Raw genomic sequence first — 26,223 nt, 5'->3', positions numbered from 1 at the left:
TTTTCAATGTTTTTGTTGCTTTTAATATAAATTCTATTATATTTTCAGTAAATATCTAGCAAATTTATAAAATTTCTCTTAGGGTATTAGCCTGTTTCATCCATTCTCTTAATTCATCGTTTTTGTCTAATTGTATCATTTGTTTACATCTCTCTAATTCTTGTTGAAAAAAATCAATAGAACTTAATAAGTTATCTTTATTTTGTAAAAAAATACTTTCCCACATTTGTGGCGATGATTTGGCAATTCTGCTCATACCTTTAAAAGATCCTCCGGCTAAATGAACAATATTTCTTTTATCTTCTTCCTTCATTACAAAATTTGCCAAAGAAAAACTTATAACATGAGGCAAATGAGAAATAATAGCAGCATGATGATCATGGGCTTTACTATCCATAAAAACAATTTTCATCCCTAAATGAGAAAAAATTTCTACCGCTCTTTTTTGATGTAAATCATCAGCTATTTCACTATCACAAAGAACACAAACTGCATCTTTATAAAGCTCTTTAAAAGCTGCTTTTGGACCTGAATTTTCAGTTCCTGTCATAGGATGAGCAAAAAGAGTTTGTTTGATTAAATTCTTAGGCAAACTTTCTATAATTTTTCTTTTTGTACTTCCAAGCTCTATAATTGTTACATTAGAAGGCAAATCAACTAACTTTTGCAAAATTTCTATAATAGCATCAACAGGAGTTGCGACAAAAATCATATCACATAAAGCTAAATCTTTAAATTCTATAAGCTCATGAATAAGACCTAATTGCAGGGCATCTTTTTCATTTTCTTTGCTTAAATCCATACCATAAACACAAGAAATAAGCTTATTTTCTTTCAAACAAAGCCCTAAAGATCCACCCATAAGCCCAAGCCCTATAATTGCTATTTTCATACTTTCTACCTTAGTTTTTTTGTTAAATTTTTTTTGCTATTATACAGCTTTTAATAAAGCTTTAGGTAAAAAATCAATGAAAAAACATCTTATTAGTATTTGTGCTTTAGTTGCTATGGCCAATGCAGCAACCATTAAAGATATTAAATTTATCGGATTAAATCATTTATCGAACACAAGCGCTATAAATATCGCGGGGCTTAAAATAGGCGAGGAAATAAATCCTGCAAAAATCAACACTGCTATTCTTAATCTTTATAAACAAAATTATTTCGAAAATATTGCAGTAGAAAACAACAATGGAATTTTGGAAATTATAGTTACTGAAAAACCAACTATAGCAAAGGTTACTATCACAGGTATAGCTTCAAATGATAGAAAACAAGTTGAAAGTATTTTAGGGATTAAAAGAGGTACACTACTTGATGAAGGAAATATAAAAGAAGCTATTGAACGCATTAAAGCTTATTATGAAGCAAAAAGTTATTTTGATACTATTGTAGAATACAAAAAAAAGACTTTAGAAAATACTGATGGACTAGAGCTTGAATTTATAGTAAATCGTGGTGAAAATATCATTATTGATAATGTTCATTTAAGTGGAGCAAAGAAATTTTCATATTCTGATATAGAACCTGCTGTTGTTAACAAAGAAAAAGAATTTATGGGATGGATGTGGGGACGCAATGATGGAAAATTAAAAGTTTTTGAACTTAGTAACGATAGTTCAAGAATTGCTGATGAATATATGAAAAAAGGATATTTAGATGTTCAAGTATCCTCCCCTTATCTTAAAACCTACACAGATACTTATCAAGCAAATTTGACTTATTTTATCAAAGAAGGAAAGCCTTATAAAATTAAAAGTATAAGCATAGAAAATCCTTTATTTGATGATAAGCAAAATGCACAAACCGTAAAAGATTTAAGATCAAGCGCTGGCAAAACTATCAATATCGAAGACATTAGAAAAGATGTTAAAACCATAGAAACACAAAGTGCTGATTTGGGTTATGCGTTTGTAGAAGTCTATCCTGATATTCAAAAAAATGATCAAACTCAAGAAGCCACCGTTGTATTTAAAGTAATCCCTCACGATAAAGTTTATATAAGAAATGTTATTATTTCAGGAAATTCACGCACCGTAGATCGCGTCATACGCCGAGAATTATATATAACAGAAGGTAATTTATACAATAGAACAGACTTAAGCGAGTCAAAAAATGCTTTAAAAAGAACTTCTTATTTTGACGATGTAAATATCAAAGAAGAAAAAGTTGATGATACACATATTGATTTGATTGTTGATGTTAAAGAAGCTTCTACAGGAGCTATTTCTGGAGGCATTGGCTATGGATCAAGCGATGGTATTTTGCTTAACGCTTCTTTATCGGATACAAATATCTTTGGTTCAGGAATAAAAAGCTCTGTAAGCGTAGATAAAAGCGATGATACTTTATCGGGAAGGATTAGTCTCGTAAATCCACGCGTTCTTGATAGTCAATATAGTCTGGGTGGAACACTTTATTCAAATGACTATGAATGGGATAATTATTCAGAAAAAAATTACGGCTTTGATATAACAATTGGACGCCAATTTGCAAGATACTATAATGTAAGCTTAACTTATAATCTTGAACAAAGCGATATATATCACTTAAGTCCAACTCTTTTAAGAACAGGATATGAACTTGGCAAAAGTATTAAAAGCTCTATAACTCCAGCAATCACCTTTAACGATACAGATGATTATTATCTGCCACGATCAGGTATTATTGCTTCAACTAGTTTAGAATACGCTGGACTTGGCGGAGATCAAGAATTTATTTCATCAAGCTCTAAATTTAACTTTTATCAAGGTTTGCAAGACTATATAGGATATGATCTTATTTATCGCTATAAAGCGAGTTTTTATAAAGTATGGGATGAAGGTTATTTACCAATTAACCAAAGAATTTATTTAGGTGGTATTAGATCGATACGCGGTTTTGAAAGCAGAACAGTAAGTCCTAAAAATCAATGGGGAGATGAAATAGGCGGAACCATAGCTTTTGCCAATTCCGTAGAACTTAGTTTTCCTTTGATTGATAGAATCAAACTTCGTGGTAGCGTGTTTTTTGATTATGGTATGATAGGGCGTAAAAATTTAGATGAAATAAAAAGAATGAGTACAGGTATAGGCATTGAATGGATTACACCTATTGGACCTTTACAACTTGTATTTGCCAAACCTCTTAATGATAAAAAAGGTGATGATACTAATAGTTTTGAATTTAATCTTGGAACACGCTTTTAATGAAAGAATTTTTAGATGCTTGCTTGAATGCAAATTTGCAAATACGCAAGTATCTAAACAATATCCCACAAAATGATCTTAAACTTTGCTCTAAATTAGGCTATGATAAAAATCAAGGCTATGAGCTTGACTTAAAATGTGAACAAATTTTCATAAAATATCTTAGTTGTTTTGGACAAATTTTTTCTGAAGAAAGCGGATTGATCGGAAAAGCTAGCCCAAAACAAATGATTCTTGATCCTTTGGATGGAAGTTCAAATTTTGTTTCTAAAATACCATTTTATGGAACTTCTATAGCTCTTATGGAAAAAGATCAGGCAAAAAGTGCTTTTGTTTGCAATCTTGTCAGTCAAGAAATTTTTGCTTTTAATAACAAACAAGCTTTTAAATCCAATCTTTCCGATCCAAAATACTCACCCTTAACACCTAATCTATTTTCTAAAATAGGTATAGTTGAAAAAATTTCACTTTATCCAGAACTTCTCGATTTTTTAACAAAAAATCAATTAAAATTTCGCTCTTTGGGTGCAACAGCCTTAAGTCTTGCTTATGCTTCGTATTTTAGTTTTGTATTAATTCTTGGAAAAACACGAATTTTTGATACAGCAGCTGCTTTAGCAATTCATCAAAATTTATATATAGAAAAAAATGAAAATTTCCTTCTCCTAAGCCAAGACAAAAAAATTTTTGATATAATCTTAGAATTTTTAAAAAATAATTAGGTGAATATATGAATTTTGCAGATATTTTTTCAAAAATAAGAAGACAACAACCTAGCGTTAAAGAAGCGCCAAATCACTGGGTAAAGTGCCAAAGTTGTCATGCTTTGATGTATTATAAAGAAATAGAATCTTGTTTTAATGTTTGTCCTAAATGCAATTATCACATGAGAATTTCAGCTGATGAACGTATTAAACTTTTAAGCGATGAAGGCAGTTTTATTGAGTATGATGCAAATTTAGAAGCTATAGATCCTTTAAAATTTGTTGATAGCAAATCCTATAAAAAACGCCTTAGCGAAGGTGAAAGTAAAACAGGTAGAAAAAGTTCTGTCATCAGTGGAGAATGTGAAATCAATGGTTTAAAAACCCAACTTGTTGTATTTGATTTTTCTTTTATGGGCGGATCTTTAGGTTCTGTTGAAGGAGAAAAAATTGTTAGAGCTATACAAAGAGCTATCACAAGCAAAACTTCTCTTGTCATCGTAAGTGCAAGCGGTGGAGCTAGAATGCAAGAAAGTACTTATTCTTTGATGCAAATGAGCAAAACTAGTGCTGCACTTAAACTTCTTAGCAAAGAAAAACTTCCTTATATTAGCATTTTAACCGATCCTACTATGGGTGGAGTAAGTGCTTCTTTTGCTTGGCTTGGAGATTTAATCATCGCTGAACCTGAAGCTTTAGTAGGTTTTGCTGGCGCAAGAGTTATTAAACAAACTATAGGAGCAGATTTACCTGAAGGTTTTCAAAAAGCAGAGTTCTTGTTAGAACATGGACTTATAGATGCCATAGTTGAAAGAGGAGAACAAAAACAATATCTTAGCGATGTACTAAAATTTTTTAGTGGAAAATAATTTGCAAGTTAATATCTTTTGTATTCAAAAAAGTGATGAATTTAAAACTTGTAGTGAGAAATACTCTAAACTCATCTCCAAATACGCCACTTTAAAAGAAATAAATGTTTTTAATAAAAAAATAGCCTTAGCTCAAAATTTAAATGCCATAGAAGCAAAAAAAAGCTATGAAGAAGCTTTTATGCCTTATAAAAAAGGCTATTGTATCGCTCTTGATGAAAAAGGGAAAGATCTTACAAGTATAGAATTTGCAAAACTCATCCAAGATAAAAATGAATTAAGTTTTTTTATAGGAGGTGCTTATGGTTTAAGAGAAGAATTTAATCAAAGTTTGGATTTTAGACTATCATTAAGCAAACTTACTTTAGCACATCAATTTGTTAAAACCTTACTTTTAGAACAAATTTATCGTGCATTTTGCATCAACAACAATCACCCTTATCACAAATAGAAAGTTTTAAAATGAAAAAAAATGAAATACAAAATTTCAAAAATATTTTAGAAGAAAGAAAAAAAGCCATCTTAGAAAATTTGCAAAGCAATTCAAATGAAATCGAAGCTCTTCACAATAGCGTCCCAAGCGATAGTGTAGATTTTTCTGTCATAGAAACAGGCTCTCAAATTGACTTTGCTATCAGCACCAATCTCAAAGAAGAACTTATAGAAATCGAAGATTCTTTAGATAAAATCAAAAACGGCACTTATGGAATTTGCGAATCTTGCGATGATGAAATCGACTCTCAAAGACTAAAAGTCAAACCTCACGCAAGATATTGTATCACTTGCCGTCAAATTGCAGAACAAGGAAAAAAACATGAAAATTAAACTCTTCTTACTTGCAAGTTTTATTTATATAGCACTTATTTTTGCCTTTGCTTGGCATCTAGAACTAGGAAGCTATACTCTAAATATCAGCACTTATACCTTTGAACTACCTATTATGATATGGCTTGTTATTCCTTTATTTATTTATATGATTTTAGCCGTTTTACACATAGCATTTTATGGATTTTTGCGTTATTTAAAATTTAAGCATTTTTTTAAAGATGCAGCTAAATTTGAAGCTTATACTCAAGATTTACTCCTTGAAAAAGATCTTAAAACCACTTTTCAAACAAAAGAATTTAGATCTGTAGCACAACTTTTTAAAACCATAAAAACACATGAAAAAATTCCACACTCAAATAAAATCAATGAAATTTTAGATCTTATTGATGGTTTAAATAAAAACGAATTTTTTAACCTTAGCAAATTTAAACTCGAAAATAACAATGTTTTATATTTGCAAAATGAAAAAAATCATCTCAAAAATGATGCAAATTATGCCTATAACAAACTTAAAAACCTTAATGAAATCAAAGATGAATTTGAAGAAATTGCTTTTAACACTCTTATAGAAAAAGCTAGTTATGAGCAAATTAAAAATGTAAAAATCCCTAAAAAGCCTTCTGAAGTTCTCACACTTATCAAGCGTTTTAAAGAAGGAAATTTAGAACTTAGTGTAGCAGAATATGAAGTTTTACTTTCACACAACATATTAAGCGAAAAAGACTATCTTAACGCAGCAAAACTAAGTACTAAACTTTTAAATCCTGATGCTATTTTAGGAATTTTTAACAAAATTAAAAATGAAAAAAGCGAAGCTTTAAGAGCATATTTATATCTTTTGGCTGAATTTGGACTTTTAGATGAGTTAAGAGAACAAATTCACAATGATGATAAAAAATTTAATGATTTTAAAGCCTTTTTAGCCTTGCGTGAAAAAAATATCAAAATCGATCTAAATCAACTCATACAATGATAGATTTTAGCAAAAAACCCCTGTTTTTAGCCCCTATGGCAGGTTTTTCAGATCTGCCTTTTCGTAATGTAGTAAAAAAATTTGGTGCTGATATTACCATAAGTGAAATGATAAGTTCTAATGCCTTAGTTTATGAAAGTTCTAAAACTTTACATATGCTAGAAAGAGCTGAATTAGAAAATCCTTATATAGTCCAAATTGCAGGTGGAGATAAAGAAGTGCTAAAAAAAGCAGTGCAAATGCTAAATGAAATGGATTTTGTAGATGGGATCGATTTTAATTGCGGTTGCCCTGTAAATAAAGTTGTTAAACAATGTGCTGGCAGTGCTTTGCTAGAAAATTTAGAGCTTTTTAAAAATCTTGTAGGAGTGATTAAAGAAAACAATAAAAAAAGCCTTACAAGTGTGAAATTTCGACTAGGATTTAATGAAAAATATCCTGAAAAAATGGCTAAAATTTGTGAAAGCTTGGGGGTGGATTTTATAAGTATCCACGGACGCACAAGAAAACAGCTTTATAGCGGAAAAGCCGATTATGGATCCATTGCTAGTGCTAAAGCGAGCGTGAAAATTCCTGTGATTGCAAATGGCGATATTAACGCACAAAACGCTAAAGAAGTTTATAAAATCACAAAATGTGATGGACTCATGATAGGGCGTGCAAGCGTAGGAAATCCTTGGATATTTTATGAAATCAAAAGCGGTAAAAGTGTAGATGAAAAACTCAAAAAAGAAATCATACTCACTCATTTTGATGAAATGATAAAACACTACAAAGATCAAGGCGTAAGTATATTTCGCAAGCATTTACACGAGTATTCTAAAGGGCATAAAGACGCTTCAACCTTTAGAGATACCGTTAATCGTATCGACAATGTCGAAGAAATGCGAAAAAAAATAGAAGAATTTTTTAGTTTAACTTGATTGATTTTTATAATTTAAAAAATCTTAAGCCTTAATATCTATAATTTTTGCTGAAGTGTTTTGAGAAAGAATTTTATTAAATTCCCCTGCATTATCATTGCTAAAATTCATACCAAAAAGAATTTCTAGCTCATCGCTTGTGCCAAATTTAGTTTCTAGTAGTTTTCTTAAAAGCTCATTCATTTTATTATCATCTTTGTAGGTTTCGCTTTTACTTTCTACTTGTATAGGTTTGAAAGCTTTTTTGTCTTCTTCTGAAGTTTCTTGCAGTTTTTTCTGCGATGAATCAATATTGTTAAAATCAACAAAATATTTTTTTTGAAGCTCAAGATATTTTTCTTTAAATTCATCTATACTTTTGCTTGTGTGAAAAATTTTAACATAAGCTTCATCATAACTCACGCCATCAATATGCATCCAACGAGGGTGTTTAGCATTTTCATCCATCCATTGAAATAAATTTTTAACTTCTGATTCTGGTAATTCATTGTTTCTAAGCTTATCTTCTATTGAACCCTCGACTAATTCTATTTTATCGCTGAATTTTTTAGAAATCTTATACAAATCTATCAAATCATTACCTAATTCTTCTCTTTGTTTTTTTGTAAGCTCGGGATTTCCATTTTCAATACTTTCATCTCTTATTTTGGTAAGTGTTTGCAAAGGATTGTTTCCAAAATATCTATTAAAAGAGCTTAGAGGAAATACTATCATCTTTATCACCTTGGAATAAATTTTATTCTAAAGTAAATCGGCAAAAATGATTTTTTTTAATATTTTTACTCATATATTTAAAATATAAAGCGCAAGTCTTCTAGCCCTTGAAAAAAATCTTACTTAATCTTCCAAAGTCCTTACAATCAAACTTTTAGGTAAATTAAAATGCTCTATAAGTTCTTTCTCTTTTTCTCTCATTTCTCCATTATCATTTTCATGATCAAAACCTAACAAATGAAGCATAGCGTGGATAAAAAGCAAGCTTATTTCTTCTTCATAGCTATGCCCTAACTCTTTAGCCTTTTCTTTTGCCAAATCCACATTGATCACAACAGAACCCAAAGGCAAACTCTCATCGATATTTTCAAGTGGAAAAGAAAGTACATCAGTGGTTTTATCTTGTTTTCTTTGCTCTAAGTTAATTTCTTGCATTTCTTTACTATCCACAAAGACAAGCTCCACATCTTTAGGACTTAAAAAACTTGCTATAGATTCTAAAAAATCACATTTTTCATCACTTAATATCATAAACCTTCCTTAATCAAATGATATAAATTTTCTATTTCTTCATCATCAAAAATCGCACAATTTTTACTACTATAAAATTGTTTTAGTTTTTTCTCTTCAAACTCAAATCCTAAAGCACATTGAGAATGCGAAGGTAAAAAAGCCCTTAGCAATGTAATGGAATTTTGAATTTTCTCATCACAGGCAAAACAAAAAAAATCTTTATGCAATCTTCCTTCAAATTCCAAAATTTTTAAATAAGCATCAACAATAACACGCTTTGGATTTTGTTTTTCAAACCTTTTCACACACTCATCAAGTAAATCAAAATAAAAACTATCAAGCTCTTCCACATCTTTTAAATGCCTATATAAAAGACGGATAAATTCTTGCCAAATAAGCATTTTATCCCTTTGCATAATCCATAAAAATCCCAAATGCAATACATCTTTAAGTCTTGGTAAAAAACTAGGATTTTCTTCTAAAGCAAAGTCGATTTTATAGCCGCTTAAAATACTAGAATGTCTAAGTCCATAAAAACGATAAGCCTTAATAAGCATTTTAGGACTTAAAATATAAACGATCAAATCCTCATCTTTAACTTTTTGAGTATGAAGTATAAAGCCTTGCATTAAACAATTTCAATACCATAAGCCCTAAGTATATCAAAAGCGGATTTTTCTAAATTTTCATCAAAACTTGCACTTAAATTTTGGTGTAAAATTATCCTTGCATTAGGCTTAGCACCAAAAGCTAAAATGATATTACAAAACACACAAATATGAGAAACAAGCCCTGCAAAATGAAGTTCTTCATAATCACTTTTTTGTATGAAATTAGCTAATTCTAAGCTACCAAAAGTATTTTTATAAAAAATTTTATGAGCTTTTTGTAAAAAAGGTTCAAATTCCTTTGGCATTTGCCAACCCAAACTCTCTTTAATGCAATGTTTTACAGGTAAATTTAAACCTTCTTTACTTTGTAGATAATGCTCATCATGCGTATCATAGGTTAAAAGCAAATGCGTGTTATTAAAATCGATTTGATTTAAGGCTTTAAGAATATTTTCTTTGATTTTTAAAGCCTTATCAAAACCTAAACTTCCATCAATAAAATCATTTTGATAATCCACTAAAACAAAAGCTTTTTTCATGCTTTTATGCCTTTTGAAGCCAAAAACTCTCCGTGTGTAAATTGGCAAAAGCGGTTTTTAAACTTGTAAAAAGCTTAGGATGATCTTTTTCTAAATTTGCTAAAAGCTGTTTAGCTTCTTCTCTAGCGTGTGGAAATTTTACATTTTTTTCACTGAGTTTCATACCAGGACAAAATTCATTTCCTATCACGCTAAGTTCATTTTGCGTAGCATTATCTCTAAGCTGTCTTTCACGCACAAAAATCAAAGGGCGTATCACAGTTATACCGCGTTTGCTTTGATAAATAGGTGCTAAGGTTCTTAAAGCTCCATTATGAATAAAATTCATAAAAAAGCTTTCTGCTGCATCATCTAAATGATGAGCTATAGCAAGCTTGTTAAAACCTTTTTCAAGAGCGTAAGTATATAAAGCTCCACGACGCATTCTCGAAAAATAACTACAAAAACTTGAATTTTCTCTTATGGTATCGCCTGAAACTTCATAAATATTTGAATCAAGCACGCTATGTTTAATGCCGTGTTCTTCACAATGTGCATGAAGATGAGAATAATCCTCGCCCATACCATAACTCAAAGTTACCGCTTCAAGTTCAAATTTAAAAGGAGCGTGAGCTTGCATACGATTTAAAAGATGGGCTAAAGCCAAAGAATCTTTCCCGCCACTAAGCCCTAAAAGAACCCTATCTCCATCTTTAATAAGTCCAAATTTAGCATTAGCTTGTGCAACTTGGCGTATGAGTTTTTTGCTAAGATTTATCATAATTTCTCGCACATTTTAAGCACAAAATTGGCTGAAATTTTAGCTGAATTGATCACAAACTCATCAAAATCAAATTCAGCCTTTTCCCCTGCTTTATCACTCATAGCTCTTAAGATAAAACAAGGCACCTTTAAAGCATCACAAACCAAAGCCACACTTGCGCCTTCCATTTCACAAGCATCCGCATTGAAAATTTCTCTAATTTTTGCTTTTTTTGCTTCATCGCAAATAAACTCATCACCCGTTGCAATAATGCCTGCACGAAGTTTGATATTTAATTCCTTAGCAACTTCTAAAGCAAGATTGTTTAATTTCTCATCGGTTTTGATAAAAATTTCATTACCTGGAACAAAACCCAAAGGATGTCCAAAAGCAGTAATATCAAGATCGTATTGAGCTAATTTTGTTGCATAAAGCAAATCGCCAATTTCAAGTTCAGGATTAAAAGCACCTGCAACTCCTGTAAAAAGCAAAGCTTGTGCGCCAAATTTTTCTATCATCACACTAGCACTAAGAGTAGAATTTACCTTGCCAATTTTAGAATACGCTAAAACAAGTTCATGGTTTTTATACTTTGCAAAATAATAAGTATTGTTAGCGTGTTCTATTTTCGTATAATCTTTAAGTGTTTCAAGCAAAGGAGTGATTTCTTCACTCATGGCTCCTAAAATTGCTATTTTCATCATACAACCTTTAAAAATTCATCAATATCATTCATATTTGTTAAAGCATAAGTTTCTTTTGAAGTGATTTTTTTATTCAAACCCTTAAGCACACTTGCGCCAAATTCTATGAAATAATCTACTTCATTTTCACATGCCTTAATGCTTTGTTTATAAAGCACAGGAGAGATAAGTTGTGCTTTTAAAAGCTCAAGGGCTTCTTCTTTGCTTGTATAAATTTTGGCATTTGCATTAGAAATTACGGCTTTAAAATTTGGTTTTAACACCTTTTCAAGCTCCACACAAAGCTTAGCTGAAGCATTTTCCAAAAGAGGACAATGACTTGCCACGCTCATATTTAAAAGCATAGCTCTTTTAGCTCCTGCTTCTTTAAATACACTTTCATAACTTGCTAAATCAGGTTTTAAACCTGCTACAACGATTTGTCCATCGCAGTTATAATTTGCAGCGAAAATTTGCTTGTTTTCTTTTTGTGCTTTTTGACAAAGCTCTTCAACCTTTTCATCATCAAGCCCCAAAACCACCATCATACCTGCTTCAACTTTTGCACAATCTTCTTGCATGAAAAGCCCTCTTTTATTGACCAAAGAAAGAGCCTCTAAAAAATCAAAAGCACCATTGACAGCTAAGGCTGAAAATTCTCCCAAAGAATGCCCTAAAGCAAATTTCGAACTTAAATCAGGTTTTTTTTCAAGTAAAACACTATAAGCCATTAAGGAATTTAAAACGATGGCGGGTTGAGTAAATTCACTTTGATTGAGTTTTTCGTTTTCTTCAAAAAGCAAATGTTTAAAATCAATCTTACAAAAATCACTTGCGTTTTGAAGGAGTTCTTTGGCTTTTATAGAGTTTTCATAAAAATCTTTTCCCATGCCAAGACTTTGAGAGCCTTGACCTGGAAATATAAACGCAGCATTCATTAATGACAACCGCAACCGCCGCCACCACAGCAACCGCCGCCACCATGTCCATGTCCGTGATGATGATCGTGTCCATGTCCGCTTCCACAACCACAACTATGACTTCCTGCGATAATACCTGTAAGAATTTCATCTTCACTCGCAGCTCTAGCATCTACGATATTTAAAGAAAAAAGCAAATCACGACCTGCATAAGGATGATTATAATCAATTGTCACATCATTTTCACCAATTTCTTTTACAGTTACACGAACGGTTTCGCCATTTTCACCTTCGCCAAAAAGCTCCATACCTACTTTTAAATCAATACCTGCAAATTGCTCTTTTGGTAAAGTTTGAACGGCATTTTCATCGTATTCGCCTAAACCTTTTTCTTTTTTAATTACCACATCAGCATTGCTAGGGCAATCAAGCTTCATCACTTCTTCTTCTAAGCTTTCTAAAATCTGACCTTTGCCTAAAATAAAAGAAATAGGTTGAGAATATAAATTTGATTCTAAAACTTCATTTGTATTTGCATCTTTTAACTCATAAAACATTGAAACTACACTATTTTTTTCTATAGCCATTTTATCTCCTTAATTTATTTTCTATTAGGTGAAGCTTTTGCTTCGGGTGAATTTGGATAATTAGTTTTTAAAGCTTTATAAAAACCATTTGCTGTTTTTGTATCACCTGTTTTATCCAATGAAATGGCAGTATGATATAAAAGTTTTGGGAAATAATCTCCTTTTGTACTCAAAGAAGAACTTTTTTTATAATAAACAATAGCATTGTTATAATTTTTTTGTTTATACTCGATCTCCCCTAACCAAAAATTTGCTCTTGCAGGTTTATACTGCTTTGTTATGAGAAAATTTAATTTTGCTTTGGAATCTTCAAAAGCATTTTTATCAACATCTTTTATCGCTAATTCTAAAATTTCATTATTTTTTTTCTTTTTCCAAGATTCATCAATTTGTTTTGCTTTATCATCTTGGGTATTTTGAGTATTATTGTTTTCAATGGTACTATTTGAATCTGTAGTTGAAACAACAACACTAGGTGTAATAGTTTTAACGCTTAAATTTGCATCATTTAATTCGTTTTTAGAAACATAATTTGCATTAATAGCATCTACTAAAGAACTAAGTTCGGCTAAAACTTTTTTTACTTGCTTATTATTAGCTTCTTGAATTTTTCTACTTTCTTCAACATAAGCCTTTAATTTTTGAATTTCACTAGTAAAATTATTTTCAATATTTTGATTATTCTCTTCAACTTGACTTAATCTAGAATTTGATTTGGCATATTGAGAATTTATACCTTCTAAAGTGCTTTGTAAACCCTCGATTCTTTCGTTAATTTCATTAATTCTAGCATTTGTTTGTATATTTTCATTATTTAAATTATCTAACTTTTCTTTAAATAATTTTTCATTTGAAGTTAAACCATAAGAAGAATTGCTTGTTATATCTCCTGCACCAAAAGCTGAGCTTTCTGCATAAAGTAAAGTAGCTCCAAGAAGAGCTACTGTGAATATTTTTTTCATTAATTATCTTGATAATTTAAATTCAGCACGTCTATTTTGCGCATCGCAAGCTTTAGTTTTTTCAGTGCACACAGGATTTGTTTCTCCATAGCTTTTAACAGCAATTCTATCAGCATTTACACCTTTAGCGATTAAAGCTTCTTTTACAGCTTTTGCTCTTTTTAAACCTAGAGCTTGGTTATATTCATCGGTTCCCCACTCATCGCAGTTTCCTTCAACAGTAATACTTACACCGCTTACTTCAGTGTTAAAAATATTAGCATTTGTGCTTACAACATTTTGCATATCAGGACGAATGTTGAATTTATCAAAATCAAAATATACTTTATTTAAAGTATCATTAAGTTGAGAAATTTTTGAATCAATATCCCAACCATCACTTCCACCTGAACCACGATTTGAATCAACACTACTATCACCGCTTACGCTAGTGCTTTTTGTGCTACAACCACTAATAACAACTGCAAGAGCTGCGATTGAAGTAAAAAGAATTTTTTTCATTTATGACCTTTCAAAGTTAATAAATTCTTATTATTATATCTAATTTTTAATTAATTTTAACCTAAAATTGAAATTTTTACCAATCAATTGATTGAATTTTTCCAACCCTAAGAGGAAAATAAAAAGTCTTATTTGCATTTACACGAATAACACCCAAAGCACTTTGCGCACCTAAATATTTGATAAATACTATACTTCCACCATCACTAGAAAATCTTGGAAATAAATTTTTTCCATTTGCTGTAAGTTGACGAATATAATCACTATTAATTGACATCAAATAAATATTAAAAACACCTGCTTGATTTGGTTCACGACTTGAATAAACCAAAAAATCTTTATAAGTCGAAACAGCCGAATTGTTTCTACCATGAAAAACAACTTGTTCAGCACTATTGCTATTTAAATCTTGCATAAAAATATTAGGATATCCTAAACGATCGCTTACAAATACCACTTTACTATCATCTGAGCCAATAAAATTTCCATTAACATCAATACCAGAATAATTAGTTAATTGTGTTAGATTTTTGGTATTTAAGTCATATAAATAAACATCAGGCTGATCTTTTGGAGCCATGGTAACAAGTAGTTTACTTCCATCTACATTCACATCACTTGCTACAACCATACCGCCACTTGATAAAATTTTACTAGCTTTATTGGTATTTAAATCATAACGGTATAAAGTTGGCTTATCATGATCATAAGCTGTATAATAAAATAGAGTTTGTTCTTTATTTCCCCATTTTGGAAATAAATTAAGTCCACCATCAACAATAACTTTTTGATAAGTTAAAGTATAATCAGCCATAATAATTTGACTTTTTTTAGAGCTAGAATTTCTCGCGATCAAAATTTTATGATCCATCCAATCAACAGGTGCAAGTCCTAACGCATTTACAGAAGCTTTGACACTTTTATGTGCCAAAAATGGATATTGCTCTAAACCATTTAAAGTATAAGTTTGCTCTGACTTATCAGAACCGCCAGCTTTTATTTTTACATTTAAACTCAAAGTGTTACCATTTTTATTTAAAGTGTATTCAAAAATATAATTACTTGTCTCAGTTGCATTAGCAACAACTTCAAAGTTTGAACTTACTTTCAAATCGTTCACAATGATATTATAAAAGCTTTTCTTTAAATTCTCATCACTTAAATTTGAATTGTCTTTAACAATAATCTTTGGTAAAACTACACCAGAATTAACAACATCAATCACTGGATCTTCTGCCCAAAGACTTCCTAAAAAGACTAAAAAAATTGCTACAATTTTTTTCATTTTTTTCTCCTAATCATTTTTAACTTTTACTTCATCTCTTAAATTCATGGTAATGCTTATATTTTTATTTTGCGGAGGATAAGTAATAAATTTACCTTTTTGACTTTCTAAAAATTCAGCCACTTTAGCATCATATAAAGGATTCCCACTTTTTTCAACTGAAGTATAGCCAAATTTTCCATTTTCATCAATAAAAATTTTTACCTTAACAGAAATTTTTTCACTATTTGGATAATACTGAGTCCATCTTTGAGTGATAATACGCACAACTTTCCCTAAAAATTCATCATAAATTCCAATCTTTTGCGCCTTTGTGCTTTCGCCTTGCGTTGAACTTTCTTCTTGAAGTAAACTATCATTAAGTTGTTTTACAAGTTCAGAAGCTTGAGGTTTTGGGGCACTAGAAATTCCTGATTTAGCACTTGATTGAATTTTTGTAGTCTTTTCTTCTTGTATTTCTTTAATATTTCCAAAAAGCTCATTAAAATTACTTGCCTTTTGGTCAATATCTTCAGTTTTAACTGTTTTATTTGTAGTCTGAGCAAAAAGCTTTTCTATATCAATTTGCTCTGTTGGTTTTTGTATTTCTTTAGGAGTGTTGCTTTGAGTAATAACTTGTTTTGATGGTTCAGCAAGTTCAATATCTACAAAACTATCTTTTATATCAGTATATTGTATAGCAGGTTCAACCTCGCTTACAAGTCTAAAAAAAACAAGAATTACTATACTAATATATATTGCTAAAGCAAGTAAAAACGAATTTAAATTACTCAAACCATAATTTTTCATGATTATTCAGTCTGTAAAGCAACTTTATTAAATCCTAAATTTTTTACACTTCTTAAGACTGAAATAACATCGTCATATTTTAAGCTTTTATCAGCGCGTATAAAAACCGGATCTTCGGTATTAAATTGTGCTTTTCTTTGAGCAAGATTGTCAGCAAAACTTATAAAATCGTATTTTTCTTGATTTAAAAAAATTTCTTTTTTTGCATTAATACTAATAATTAAACTCTTAACAGTTGGAGTGCTGGTATTTTTTTGACTACCTTGTGGAAGATTAATTTTTTCTTCATAAGTAATGCTTGGAGCTGTTACCATTAAAATCGCAAGCAATACAAGCATAATATCTACTAAAGGTGTGATATTAAGTTCAGGTTTTTCATCATCAAATGGCATTTTTAACCTTATTTACTCGAACTTATAACTTTAATCTCGCTATCAATAATGCTTAAAAGTTCAAAAGCTTTTCTTTTAATGATGAGATGAAATGTATAAGCAGGAATTGCTACTAAAATACCACAACCTGTAGCAACTAAAGCCTCGCTGATTTTAGGAGCTATGATACTTAAAGAATTTTGAGTTCCAAGCCCACCAAAAGTTTCAAGTATAGAAATAACTGTCCCAAAAAGACCTATAAAAGGTGAAGTTGAAGCAATAATACTAAGCCAAGTAAGTCCAGCAGAAGCGCGGCGACTTGCTAAATTTTTATAGATTTCTAAATGATTTGAAGTTGTATCATTACATTTTCTTAAAATCGAATCAGTACGACTTAAATCCTTCTCACCCAAGAGCAAAGTTTCTAAACTTTCTTTTTCTTTATTTCTCCATGTAGCCAAATAAGTCAATCTAGCAAACAAAATACTAAATGCTAAAATAAAATATAAAGAAAGCCATAATAAAACTATATAAGTAATAATACTTGAACTATTGAAAAAATGAAATATAGCTTCAAAATTCATTAATGCATCCTTGCATTATCAAGTTTTGAAAAAGTTGCTGCTAAAGCTGCATTATCAGAACTCATAGATTTAATCAAATCTTTTGCTTGAGCAAGATTTTTTTCAATCTCACTTTCATCACTTCCACAAACCCAAACCGCACCCTTTGCTAACACGCAAATCTTATCTTCATCTACCTTTGCATGTCCAGCATCAATAGCAATTAATTCATGGTTTAAATCAGCTTTTTCAATATCAATTACTCCAGATTTTAAAGAAGAAACCAAAGCAGCATGTCCTTTAAGCACGCCAAATTCTCCTTCACTACCCGGTAAAGTAACAGATTTTACTTCTCCTTGATAGATTACACCCAAAGGCGTAACTATCTCGAAATTAATCAAATCGTTCATAAATTAACCTTTTAATTTATCCGCTTTTGCAATAGCTTCATCTATATTTCCAACCATATAGAAAGCATTTTCTGGTAAATGATCATATTTACCTTCTAAAATTCCCTTAAATCCTGCTATTGTATCTTCAAGGCTTATATATTTTCCTGGGCTACCTGTGAAAACTTCTGCAACGAAAAATGGTTGTGATAAGAATTTTTCAATCTTTCTTGCTCTTTCAACTACAAGTTTATCCTCTTCGCTAAGCTCATCCATACCTAAAATGGCGATGATATCTTGTAAATCTTTGTATTTTTGAAGCACTGATTGAACACCACGAGCAACTTTATAATGTTCTTCTCCAATGATATTTGGGTCAAGCATTCTTGAAGTTGAGTCAAGTGGGTCAACTGCAGGATAAATACCCTTTTCAGCAATAGCTCTATTTAAAACCGTTGTAGCATCTAAGTGAGCAAAAACAGTTGCTGGAGCTGGGTCTGTTAAGTCATCAGCTGGAACGTAAACAGCTTGAACTGAAGTGATTGAGCCTTTTTTAGTTGAAGTAATTCTTTCTTGGAATTTACCCATTTCACTTGCTAAGGTTGGTTGATAACCCACAGCTGATGGAATTCTTCCTAAAAGTGCTGACATTTCAGAACCTGATTGTGAAAATCTAAAGATATTATCAATAAACATAAGCACATCAAGACCCATTTCATCTCTAAAATACTCAGCCATTGTTAAACCTGTTAAAGCAATACGATTTCTTGCCCCTGGTGGTTCATTCATTTGTCCATAACATAGAGCAACTTTGTCTAAAACATTACTTTCTTTCATTTCATTATAAAGGTCATTTCCTTCACGAGTTCTCTCACCCACACCTGCAAATACAGAATAGCCGCTATGCTTAAATGCAACATTGTGAATAAGCTCCATAATAATAACAGTTTTACCAACACCTGCACCACCAAAAAGACCTACTTTACCACCTTTTGCATAAGGAGCAAGTAAATCTACAACTTTAATCCCTGTTTCAAAAATCTCACTTTTTGTGCTTTGATCTTCAAAAGCTGGTGGATCTCTATGAATTGCCCATTTTTTATCGAAAGAAATTTCTTCACCTTCATCGATCAAATCTCCAGTAACATTGAAAATTCTTCCTAAAACTTTCTCACCAACAGGAACACTAATGGGAGCACCTAAAGCCTCAGCTTTTAAGCCCCTTACCAAACCATCTGTCATATCCATAGCAATAGTTCTAACTCTATTATCTCCTAAATGAGCTGCTACTTCTAAAACAAGTTTATGTTTTTTTCCTTCGCTTTCAAAATTTACAACAATTGCTTCATTAATTTGAGGCAAATAGTCGTTAAAATCTACATCAACAACCGGACCTAATACCTGTGAAATAAATCCTTGCATTATTTATCTTCTCCTTAAAATTTTACTATTTCATTGATTCAACACCACTGATAATCTCTATAAGCTCAGTAGTAATGGATTCTTGTCTTGCTTTGTTATAAGCTAAATTTAGTTGTTTCACTCTTGCCTTTGCGTTATTAGTTGCATTATCCATAGCTTGCATTCTTGCGCTATGCTCTGCCGCCAAAGAATCGATTAACGCATAATACATATTATACTCAAAATACGTTTTCATTAAATCTTTTAAAAGCTCAGTTCCTTCCGGTTCAAGCTCTAAAAGAGAATTATGAGTCTGTTCAATACTCTTTGGCTCAACTGGAATAAGATGATTAATTTTAAGTTCTTGCGTAATCATATTTTTATAACCATTATGAACTAAAATCACTTCATCTGTATTTCCATTTAAAAAATCATCTACAGCAGCATGAATTACTTCACATGCTTTCTCATAATCAGGACTAGAACTAAGATGGAAATATTTCTCTAACAATTCTATTTTTTGAAAATTAAAATATTCAATCCCAGTTTTACCTATAGCTCTAAGACGAATATTAATATTTTTTGCTTCATATTCTTTTAGCATTTCACTTACTGTTTTTAAAGTCTTAATATTAAAACCACCGCATAAGCCTTTATCTGCAGTGATAAATATTAAATCTACGGTTTTAATTTGTTCTTTTTTATGAAACAAAGATAAACGCACATCATCTTCATTGTGAACAATTTTATTGATCTGAAATGAAATTTCACTCAAAATTTCATCGATTTTTTGTGCATAAATTTTTGATCTTTTAGCTGCTTCTTCTGCTTTTTTTAACTTAGCAGTAGAAACTAGCTTCATAGCATTTGTAGTCTTTTGAGTGTTATGAACACTTTTAATTTTTCTTTTAATTTCTTTTAAATTAGACATAAAAGACCTTATAAATGATTTGCTTTAAACTCATTAATGGCTTTAGCTAGTTTTTCTTCCAAATCAGAATCTAAAGCTTTTTTAGAGCGAATTTGCTCAAAAATATCTGGATGTTTTGCCTCAATAAAAGGATAAATTCCATCTTCAAATTCCTTAATTCTAGAAACAGCAATATCATCTAAGAAACCTTTGGTTCCTGCAAAAATTAAAACTACTTGTTTTTCAACGCTAAGCGGAGAATAAGGTGGTTGTTTTAAAAGTTCAACCATTCTTTGTCCACGTTCAAGTTGTTTTCTACTTGCCTCATCTAAATCACTAGCAAATTGTGCAAAAGCTTGAAGCTCTCTATATTGAGCAAGGTCAAGTCTTAATGTGCCTGAAACTTGTTTTGTAGCTTTAATTTGAGCAGCCCCACCTACACGAGATACTGATAAACCAACATTAATTGCAGGACGAATTCCTGAGTTAAATAAATCAGTTTCTAAGAAAATTTGTCCATCTGTAATTGAAATAACATTAGTTGGAATATAAGCAGAAACATCTCCTGCTTGTGTTTCAATTATCGGCAATGCCGTCAAAGAACCAGCACCTAATTCATCATTTAGCTTGCTTGCTCTTTCAAGCAATCTTGAATGAAGGTAAAAAACATCACCTGGATAAGCTTCACGACCTGGAGGACGACGTAAAATCAAAGACATTTCGCGATAAGCTACAGCATGCTTGCTCAAATCATCATAAACAATTAAAGCATGTTTTGCGTTGTCTCTAAAAAATTCACCCATGGTTACACCAGTATATGGAGCTAAGTACTGTAAAGCCGCAGGATCTGAAGCACCGGCATTTACAACAATAGTATATTCCATAGCACCATGTTCTTCTAGTCTTTTAACCACTTGTGCCACTGTACTTTGCTTTTGACCAATTGCAACATATATACAGATAACTCCTTGACCTCTTTGAGATATAATAGTATCAACAGCAACAGTAGTTTTACCTGTTTGTCTATCACCTATGATAAGCTCTCTTTGACCACGACCAATTGGCACAAGCGCATCAATAGCTTTAATTCCTGTATGTAAAGGCTCATGAACACTTTTTCTCGCCATAATACCTTTTGCTTTTTCTTCAACAAAACGATATTCATTAGCATTGATCACACCTTTAGCATCAATTGGCTCACCTAAAGCATTTACAACACGGCCAATCAAAGCCTCACCTACTGAAACTTTAAGTAATTTCTTAAGTCTTTTTACAGAAGCACCTTCTTTTAAACCTTCTCCTTTTCCAAGTATAACAATACCTACACTCGACTCTTCAAGGTTTAAGGCCATTCCTTTATCACCATTTTCAAATTCTACCATTTCTCCAGCCATAATATTCTTAAGTCCATATACCTTAGCAACACCATCAGCTACAGAAATAATCTTTCCTGTTTCTTCAATTTCAAGATTTAAATCAAAATTTTCAATTCTTTCTTTGATTATTGAACTGATCTCATCAGCTTTAAATTTCATTTACTTTTTCTCCTTAGATAATTTTCAATATATATTCGTTTAGCTTATTTTGAAGAGCTTTCATAGAAAAAGAAAGTTCATAACCTAATTCTTCTAATTCTATTTTAACACTATCATCTTGACTGATTTTATTATTTAGTTTAATATTTGCATCAAATTTTTTGTTAAGTTTGACTTCAAGATCTTTAAGATTTTCTTGACTTAATTTTTCTTTAGAATATACAATACCAACAAAAATATTTTCTTTAAAAGCTTTTTGTCTTTCAAGTTCTTTAACTATTTGAGGAATGCATTCTAATCTTGAATTTTCAATCAAAAGTCTTAAAAAATTTTGAAAACTAGAATTTTTAATATCAAAAAAAGAATCAAGAAATTCCATTTTTCTTTCTTTTTTAATCTCATTAGATTCTATAATATTTTTAAATTTTGGCAAAACAAAAGCAGAATTTAAAATACACAAATTCTGATAAAAATCATTTATATCAGCTCTTGAAGCTATCGCTTTTGCATATCTTCTTGCAATTATATTTTCCATATTTAAGATACCTTCTTCATCATAAGTTCTATTATTTCACTCTGTTTTAATGTCATATTTGGATCAGAAAAAATTTCATTTAAAGTATTTGATACTAATTCTTTTTCCATTTTTCTAAATTCATAATCTTTTTGTTCCTCAAAATGTTTTTGAAGTAAATCTAACTCATCTTGAGTCTCTTTCTTAATATTTTGAACTAAAATTTCAGCTTCTTTTTTTGCTGTAATTAAAGCGGCAGCAGCACTTGCCTTAGCTTCTTCAAGTTTTTTCATCGTGTCTAATTTCTTAGCTTTACTTTCTAAAAGTTTTTTTTGAATTTCATCAAGTTTAGAAGAAATTTTTACAATACGGTTTTTGTAAAAATTTTTAAATGGAGTTGCAACAAAATAATACAATATAGCTACAAAAATTAGAAAATTAATAGTCCTTGGAATAATATCATATTCTCCACTACCGTTTGATGCACCAAAAGCATACAAAGGTAGCAAAAATATAATAAAGAATAACTTACTCATTTCTCTCCTCTTAAATTTTCTTTATGTTATTTTGCAAAGCTTGCTTAAGCTCAGATAAATGTATGTTTAAATGTTCTTGCAACTCTTTTTTTTGAACGGCTAAATCTGCATAAAAACTGGCCATTTTTCTTTCTAATTCTTCTTTCTTGCTTCTAAGAATTTGCTCTGCCTCTTCTTTAGCAGCAGCTATAGCACTTTGTTTAATTTTTTGAATTTCTTCTCTAGTGTTAATATGAATAGCTTCTAATTCATCATTCACACCTAAAACTTCTTGAGAATTTTCTTTTACTTTATTCTCATCATTTTTTATAGAATCATTTCTTTCATCCATAAATTTTAAAAGCGGCTTATACAGCATACTATTTAAAATAACTATCATAGCTAAAAAAATAGCCATAGTAGCAAGCATTATGGAAGGATGCATATCTTCAAACATAATTCTCCTTGGTTAGAATTTTTGAAGGACTATTTTACCATAAAAAAGCTAAGATTTTGGTTAAAGCTTTTCAAGCATTTTGATTAATTTTTTAATTTTATCAATATTTTCTAAATGAATTACAAAATCATTATTTTTATTTTTGCAGTCAAATCCAAAGCGATTTAGTATTTGTTTTAATTTTTTTATTTCATCTTCAAATTCTTGATTAGGTAAGCTTTCATTATTTTTTATTTTTTTAACTATTTTTTCAGTATCTCTAACATTAAGTTTTTGACCTATTATGCTATCAACCAACATTTTTTCATCTTTTTGATCTAAACCAACCAAAACTTTAGCATGACCCTGAGAAATTTTTCCAGAAGCAATCAACTCTTGAGTTCTAATATCTAAATTCAGAAGTCTTAAAGTATTTGTTATTTGAGTACGAGACTTATGAATAAGTTCTGCTAAATTCTCTTGAGTAATTTTATGAACTTGCATTAAATCCTTATAAGAATTAGCAAGCTCAATAGGGTTTAAATTCTCTCTTTGTATATTTTCAATAAGAGCCAATTCTCTAAGCTTATTCTCATCAATATCAGCAATAAAAGCTAGAATTTCTTTTTTTCCTAATGCTTTCACTGCTCTTAAGCGACGTTCCCCAGCAATTAAAATAAATTTATTATTTTTTTTAAATACAATAATAGGCTGAATAAGTCCAAATTCTTTGATAGAATTAGCAAGTTCATCTAAAGCTTCTTGATCAAAATTCTTTCTTGGCTGAAATGGATTGGGTGAAATTTGATCAATTTCTATCATAGTGCTTTGATTTTTATCAAAACCCAATTCTTTACTATAAACAGTATCCATATCACTGATTAAACTACTTAAACCCCTATCTTTATTTAACCCCATTATAATTATCCTAATATAGAATACGCCAAATTTTGATAAGCAACAGAACCTGGTGATTTAATATCATAAAGAATTATAGGCTTTCCAAAACTTGGACTTTCTGCAAGTTTTACATTGCGAGGGATCACAATAAAGTCATCTTCGTTTCCATTAATAGTAAAAAGTTGTTTTTTAAAATTTTGTTTCAAATCATCTACAACATCTTTAGAAAGATTATTTTGAGAGCTATACATTGTCGGTAAAAATCCACGAACCCTGAGTTTAGAATTAATAGTTTTTTTGATAATTTTAATTGTATTTAAAACCATAGCTACACCCTCGAGCGCATAAAATTCACACTGTATAGGGATAATTACACTATCACTTGCTGCAAAAGCATTTATAGTAATACTTCCAAGAGCAGGCGGAGAATCAATAATAATAAAATCATACTCATCAATCACTTCTTGAATTTGATTTTTAAGCAGCATTTTTTTCTCATTATTTTCACCTTTAGCAAGCTCTTGTTCTATACCTACAAGACCTATATTTGAAGGAGCTAAATGAAGTTGTGGCAATTCTGTTTTTAAAATAATATCTGAAAGCTTTTTTCTTCCTATAAAAACATGGTAAATATTATACTCATAATTATTACGATTAAAACCAAGTCCTGTAGTCGCATTAGCTTGCGGATCAACATCAATCAAAAGTACTTTTTTTTCAGCCACAGCCAAAGAAGCGGCTAAATTTACTGCTGTTGTAGTCTTTCCTACTCCACCTTTTTGATTTGCTATTGTAATAATTTCGCTCATCTTAAACTATACACCCTTTTATCGCCTAGTAAAATTGAACCATCTTCATACAAAAAAGAATTTTCAAGTGAAAAAACTTTACCTTCATGATGGACGCTAAATTTTCTTGATTTTTCGAATTCTAACATATACTTGCTAAAAATATTCTTCCATAAAATTTTTTTTTCTACTTTTTGCAAAAACTCACTCACTAAATCTTTAAGCGAAATTTCTATATCGCATAAAGCTGTATTTTGGGGTGCAAATTTCAGATTTAAACCCATACCGCCTATGATAAAATTTGAAATTTTAGCACTTATAACCCCTCCAGCTTTTTTATCATCTAAATATAGATCGTTAGGCCATTTAAGCCAAATTTTAGAACCTTTTTCTTGTAAAACTTCTTTAAGTAAATAAGCAAAATAAATACTCACAGAAGCTAAAGGTAAATCTTTTGGCAAGTCTTCTTCTTTAATACAGAAAGAAAGATGTAAATTTCCTTTAGAGCTCTGCCAAGAATTTTCCCTACTTCCAACTCCATTTATTTGTTCTAAAGCATAAATAGCAAAATTTTCATCAATCTTTCCATTGCGTATTTGCTTGCATAAAAAAAGATGAGTTGAGTCTATACTTTCAACACAAACTATCTTCACTTTTAAGCCTTTTTCCATTTAAATAAGTCCTACCATCAAGAGCTTTTTTTCCACTTTCTTGAAGTTTTTTAATACGCAAAACTCCTTGTTTGCAAGCAAGCAAAAAACTTTCTTTTTCTAATTCTAAAATTTCACCCATCTTAGCATTTTGTTTTAATTCATCCACAAGTTCAAGTTCTAAGAATTTAAGTCCATTTTCCAAGAAAACTCCAGGCCAAGGGGTGAAAGCTAGATATTTTTGATAAAGTTCTCTTGCATTTTGCAAATTTATAAGCCCATCTTCTTTTTTGATTTTTCTACAAAGTGTTGCTAGACTTTCCTCTTGTTTTTTAGGGGTGATTTTATCGAAATTTAAAAGAGTAGAGAGGATGATCTTAGCGGCCAAATTTGCTAAAAGTTCAAAAACTTCACTTGAATTTTTATCTTTTATATCACATTCTAAGCTTTCAAGTATAGCACCTGTGTCAAGCCCTTCTTCCATGAGCATGGTGCAAACTCCACTTTTTTCATCTTTGTTTAAAATCGCACTTTGGATCGGACTGGCACCACGGTATTTTGGAAGTAAAGAAGCGTGCAAATTCACACAAGGCGCTAAATCCAAAATGGCTTTAGGTAAAATTTTTCCATAGGCAGCAACCACGATAAAATCAGGATTTAAATCCTTAATCTCTCTTATAATATTTTTATCTTTTAAAGAACTTGGAGTAAAAATAGGAATACTAGGATAATTTTGACTTAAAAAAGCCTTAGTATCACTTGGAGTTAAAATTTGCTTTCTACCTACGGCTTTATCAGGCTGAGTAAAAAGTGCTACGAGTTTAAAATTTTCATTTTCTACTAGTGCTTTTAAAATACAAGTTGCGTAAGATGGAGTGCCCATAAAAATAATTTTTTTCATTTTTTCGCTTTGTGTGAAA

33 protein-coding genes are annotated in these 26,223 nt (G+C 30.6%); 7 read left to right on the top strand and 26 right to left on the bottom strand.

What is annotated here, in order from left to right; genetic code table 11:
• Positions 1-64: 64 nt before the first annotated feature.
• Positions 65-892 carry a prephenate dehydrogenase gene (locus FBF02_RS00645; protein ID WP_002851653.1) on the bottom strand — a complete coding sequence of 276 codons (828 nt, stop codon included), beginning with the start codon at positions 890-892 and terminating at the stop codon, positions 65-67.
• Positions 893-968: 76 nt separating this feature from the next.
• Here FBF02_RS00645 and bamA point away from each other — a divergent pair, with 76 nt between their 5' ends.
• The 7 genes from bamA to FBF02_RS00610 are packed head-to-tail and all read left to right on the top strand — an operon-like array spanning position 969 to position 7,485.
• Positions 969-3,188, top strand: a complete 2,220-nt coding sequence (bamA, locus tag FBF02_RS00640) for an outer membrane protein assembly factor BamA (RefSeq protein WP_002851708.1) — start codon at positions 969-971, stop codon at positions 3,186-3,188.
• A complete protein-coding gene (locus FBF02_RS00635) occupies positions 3,188-3,910 on the top strand; it encodes an inositol monophosphatase family protein (protein ID WP_002851687.1) in 723 nt (240 codons plus the stop codon). The genes bamA and FBF02_RS00635 overlap by 1 nt, the downstream gene beginning before the upstream one ends.
• A gap of 8 nt (positions 3,911-3,918) precedes the next feature.
• Positions 3,919-4,761: an acetyl-CoA carboxylase, carboxyltransferase subunit beta gene (accD, locus tag FBF02_RS00630; protein WP_002851791.1), complete on the top strand. Its 843-nt coding sequence runs from the start codon at positions 3,919-3,921 to the stop codon at positions 4,759-4,761.
• Between the two features lies 1 nt (position 4,762).
• On the top strand, positions 4,763-5,212 hold the full coding sequence (locus FBF02_RS00625; RefSeq protein ID WP_002851666.1) for a 23S rRNA (pseudouridine(1915)-N(3))-methyltransferase RlmH: 450 nt from the start codon (positions 4,763-4,765) through the stop codon (positions 5,210-5,212).
• 11 nt (positions 5,213-5,223) lie between these two features.
• Positions 5,224-5,586, top strand: coding sequence for a molecular chaperone DnaK suppressor DksA (dksA, locus tag FBF02_RS00620; RefSeq protein WP_002851949.1), 363 nt, complete (start codon positions 5,224-5,226; stop codon positions 5,584-5,586).
• The gene (locus tag FBF02_RS00615; RefSeq protein ID WP_002851806.1) at positions 5,576-6,562 is read left to right on the top strand and encodes a hypothetical protein; all 987 of its coding nucleotides are present in this window, start codon (positions 5,576-5,578) and stop codon (positions 6,560-6,562) included. The genes dksA and FBF02_RS00615 overlap by 11 nt, the downstream gene beginning before the upstream one ends.
• Positions 6,559-7,485, top strand: a complete 927-nt coding sequence (locus FBF02_RS00610; protein ID WP_002851926.1) for a tRNA-dihydrouridine synthase — start codon at positions 6,559-6,561, stop codon at positions 7,483-7,485. Before FBF02_RS00615 ends, FBF02_RS00610 begins: the two co-directional genes overlap by 4 nt.
• Positions 7,486-7,509: 24 nt before the next feature.
• Here the strand turns inward: FBF02_RS00610 and FBF02_RS00605 are convergent, their stop codons facing one another.
• The 25 genes from FBF02_RS00605 to fmt form a co-directional block, all read right to left on the bottom strand.
• Positions 7,510-8,199, bottom strand: coding sequence for a hypothetical protein (locus FBF02_RS00605; protein ID WP_002851870.1), 690 nt, complete (start codon positions 8,197-8,199; stop codon positions 7,510-7,512).
• 123 nt (positions 8,200-8,322) lie between these two features.
• Positions 8,323-8,730 carry an rRNA maturation RNase YbeY gene (ybeY, locus tag FBF02_RS00600; protein WP_002851664.1) on the bottom strand — a complete coding sequence of 136 codons (408 nt, stop codon included), beginning with the start codon at positions 8,728-8,730 and terminating at the stop codon, positions 8,323-8,325.
• Positions 8,727-9,341 (bottom strand): recombination protein RecO, encoded by a 615-nt coding sequence (gene recO, locus FBF02_RS00595; RefSeq protein ID WP_002851895.1) that lies wholly within the window; start codon positions 9,339-9,341, stop codon positions 8,727-8,729. Before recO ends, ybeY begins: the two co-directional genes overlap by 4 nt.
• On the bottom strand, positions 9,341-9,862 hold the full coding sequence (locus tag FBF02_RS00590; protein ID WP_002785057.1) for a cysteine hydrolase family protein: 522 nt from the start codon (positions 9,860-9,862) through the stop codon (positions 9,341-9,343). Before FBF02_RS00590 ends, recO begins: the two co-directional genes overlap by 1 nt.
• A 4-nt stretch (positions 9,863-9,866) precedes the next feature.
• Positions 9,867-10,622: a tRNA 2-thiocytidine(32) synthetase TtcA gene (locus FBF02_RS00585; protein ID WP_002851719.1), complete on the bottom strand. Its 756-nt coding sequence runs from the start codon at positions 10,620-10,622 to the stop codon at positions 9,867-9,869.
• Entirely contained in the window at positions 10,619-11,308 is a 690-nt protein-coding gene (pfs, locus tag FBF02_RS00580; protein WP_002859787.1) for an aminodeoxyfutalosine nucleosidase, read from the bottom strand. Before pfs ends, FBF02_RS00585 begins: the two co-directional genes overlap by 4 nt.
• Complete coding sequence (locus FBF02_RS00575) at positions 11,305-12,177, bottom strand: ACP S-malonyltransferase (protein WP_229151379.1); 873 nt, start codon at positions 12,175-12,177, stop codon at positions 11,305-11,307. The genes pfs and FBF02_RS00575 overlap by 4 nt, the downstream gene beginning before the upstream one ends.
• Before the next feature lie 47 nt (positions 12,178-12,224).
• Positions 12,225-12,794 (bottom strand): peptidylprolyl isomerase, encoded by a 570-nt coding sequence (locus FBF02_RS00570; protein WP_002851661.1) that lies wholly within the window; start codon positions 12,792-12,794, stop codon positions 12,225-12,227.
• Positions 12,795-12,808: 14 nt separating this feature from the next.
• Positions 12,809-13,756, bottom strand: coding sequence for a tetratricopeptide repeat protein (locus FBF02_RS00565; protein ID WP_002851738.1), 948 nt, complete (start codon positions 13,754-13,756; stop codon positions 12,809-12,811).
• 3 nt (positions 13,757-13,759) lie between these two features.
• Positions 13,760-14,257: a peptidoglycan-associated lipoprotein Pal gene (gene pal, locus FBF02_RS00560; RefSeq protein ID WP_002851617.1), complete on the bottom strand. Its 498-nt coding sequence runs from the start codon at positions 14,255-14,257 to the stop codon at positions 13,760-13,762.
• A 76-nt stretch (positions 14,258-14,333) separates the two neighbouring features.
• A complete protein-coding gene (gene tolB / locus FBF02_RS00555; RefSeq protein ID WP_002858647.1) occupies positions 14,334-15,542 on the bottom strand; it encodes a Tol-Pal system protein TolB in 1,209 nt (402 codons plus the stop codon).
• Positions 15,543-15,551: 9 nt separating this feature from the next.
• The gene (locus tag FBF02_RS00550; RefSeq protein WP_002859784.1) at positions 15,552-16,331 is read right to left on the bottom strand and encodes a TonB C-terminal domain-containing protein; all 780 of its coding nucleotides are present in this window, start codon (positions 16,329-16,331) and stop codon (positions 15,552-15,554) included.
• Positions 16,332-16,333: 2 nt separating this feature from the next.
• Positions 16,334-16,723, bottom strand: a complete 390-nt coding sequence (locus tag FBF02_RS00545; RefSeq protein ID WP_002858790.1) for an ExbD/TolR family protein — start codon at positions 16,721-16,723, stop codon at positions 16,334-16,336.
• A gap of 8 nt (positions 16,724-16,731) precedes the next feature.
• Positions 16,732-17,286, bottom strand: coding sequence for a MotA/TolQ/ExbB proton channel family protein (locus tag FBF02_RS00540; RefSeq protein ID WP_002854361.1), 555 nt, complete (start codon positions 17,284-17,286; stop codon positions 16,732-16,734).
• Positions 17,286-17,675, bottom strand: a complete 390-nt coding sequence (gene atpC, locus FBF02_RS00535) for an ATP synthase F1 subunit epsilon (protein WP_002851752.1) — start codon at positions 17,673-17,675, stop codon at positions 17,286-17,288. Before atpC ends, FBF02_RS00540 begins: the two co-directional genes overlap by 1 nt.
• Positions 17,676-17,678: 3 nt before the next feature.
• Positions 17,679-19,076: a F0F1 ATP synthase subunit beta gene (gene atpD / locus FBF02_RS00530; RefSeq protein WP_002852005.1), complete on the bottom strand. Its 1,398-nt coding sequence runs from the start codon at positions 19,074-19,076 to the stop codon at positions 17,679-17,681.
• A 25-nt stretch (positions 19,077-19,101) separates the two neighbouring features.
• Positions 19,102-19,986: an ATP synthase F1 subunit gamma gene (atpG, locus tag FBF02_RS00525; protein ID WP_002851834.1), complete on the bottom strand. Its 885-nt coding sequence runs from the start codon at positions 19,984-19,986 to the stop codon at positions 19,102-19,104.
• Between the two features lie 8 nt (positions 19,987-19,994).
• Positions 19,995-21,500, bottom strand: coding sequence for a F0F1 ATP synthase subunit alpha (atpA, locus tag FBF02_RS00520; protein WP_168940563.1), 1,506 nt, complete (start codon positions 21,498-21,500; stop codon positions 19,995-19,997).
• Between the two features lie 13 nt (positions 21,501-21,513).
• The gene (locus tag FBF02_RS00515; RefSeq protein ID WP_002851861.1) at positions 21,514-22,035 is read right to left on the bottom strand and encodes a F0F1 ATP synthase subunit delta; all 522 of its coding nucleotides are present in this window, start codon (positions 22,033-22,035) and stop codon (positions 21,514-21,516) included.
• Positions 22,036-22,037: 2 nt separating this feature from the next.
• On the bottom strand, positions 22,038-22,550 hold the full coding sequence (locus FBF02_RS00510; protein WP_002851681.1) for a F0F1 ATP synthase subunit B: 513 nt from the start codon (positions 22,548-22,550) through the stop codon (positions 22,038-22,040).
• A gap of 10 nt (positions 22,551-22,560) precedes the next feature.
• Entirely contained in the window at positions 22,561-22,986 is a 426-nt protein-coding gene (locus FBF02_RS00505) for a FoF1 ATP synthase subunit B' (protein WP_002851812.1), read from the bottom strand.
• 60 nt (positions 22,987-23,046) lie between these two features.
• Complete coding sequence (locus FBF02_RS00500; protein WP_002851919.1) at positions 23,047-23,883, bottom strand: ParB/RepB/Spo0J family partition protein; 837 nt, start codon at positions 23,881-23,883, stop codon at positions 23,047-23,049.
• Between the two features lie 5 nt (positions 23,884-23,888).
• The gene (locus FBF02_RS00495; RefSeq protein ID WP_002851697.1) at positions 23,889-24,674 is read right to left on the bottom strand and encodes an AAA family ATPase; all 786 of its coding nucleotides are present in this window, start codon (positions 24,672-24,674) and stop codon (positions 23,889-23,891) included.
• Positions 24,671-25,324 (bottom strand): biotin--[acetyl-CoA-carboxylase] ligase, encoded by a 654-nt coding sequence (locus tag FBF02_RS00490; RefSeq protein ID WP_002858812.1) that lies wholly within the window; start codon positions 25,322-25,324, stop codon positions 24,671-24,673. Before FBF02_RS00490 ends, FBF02_RS00495 begins: the two co-directional genes overlap by 4 nt.
• Positions 25,287-26,204, bottom strand: a complete 918-nt coding sequence (gene fmt / locus FBF02_RS00485; protein WP_002851657.1) for a methionyl-tRNA formyltransferase — start codon at positions 26,202-26,204, stop codon at positions 25,287-25,289. Before fmt ends, FBF02_RS00490 begins: the two co-directional genes overlap by 38 nt.
• Positions 26,205-26,223: the final 19 nt, after the last annotated feature.

The organism is Campylobacter sp. CFSAN093226, from assembly GCF_012897595.1.
In the GTDB taxonomy this organism is placed as follows: domain Bacteria; phylum Campylobacterota; class Campylobacteria; order Campylobacterales; family Campylobacteraceae; genus Campylobacter_D; species Campylobacter_D jejuni.
This window is presented reverse-complemented; position numbering and strand designations above follow the sequence as displayed.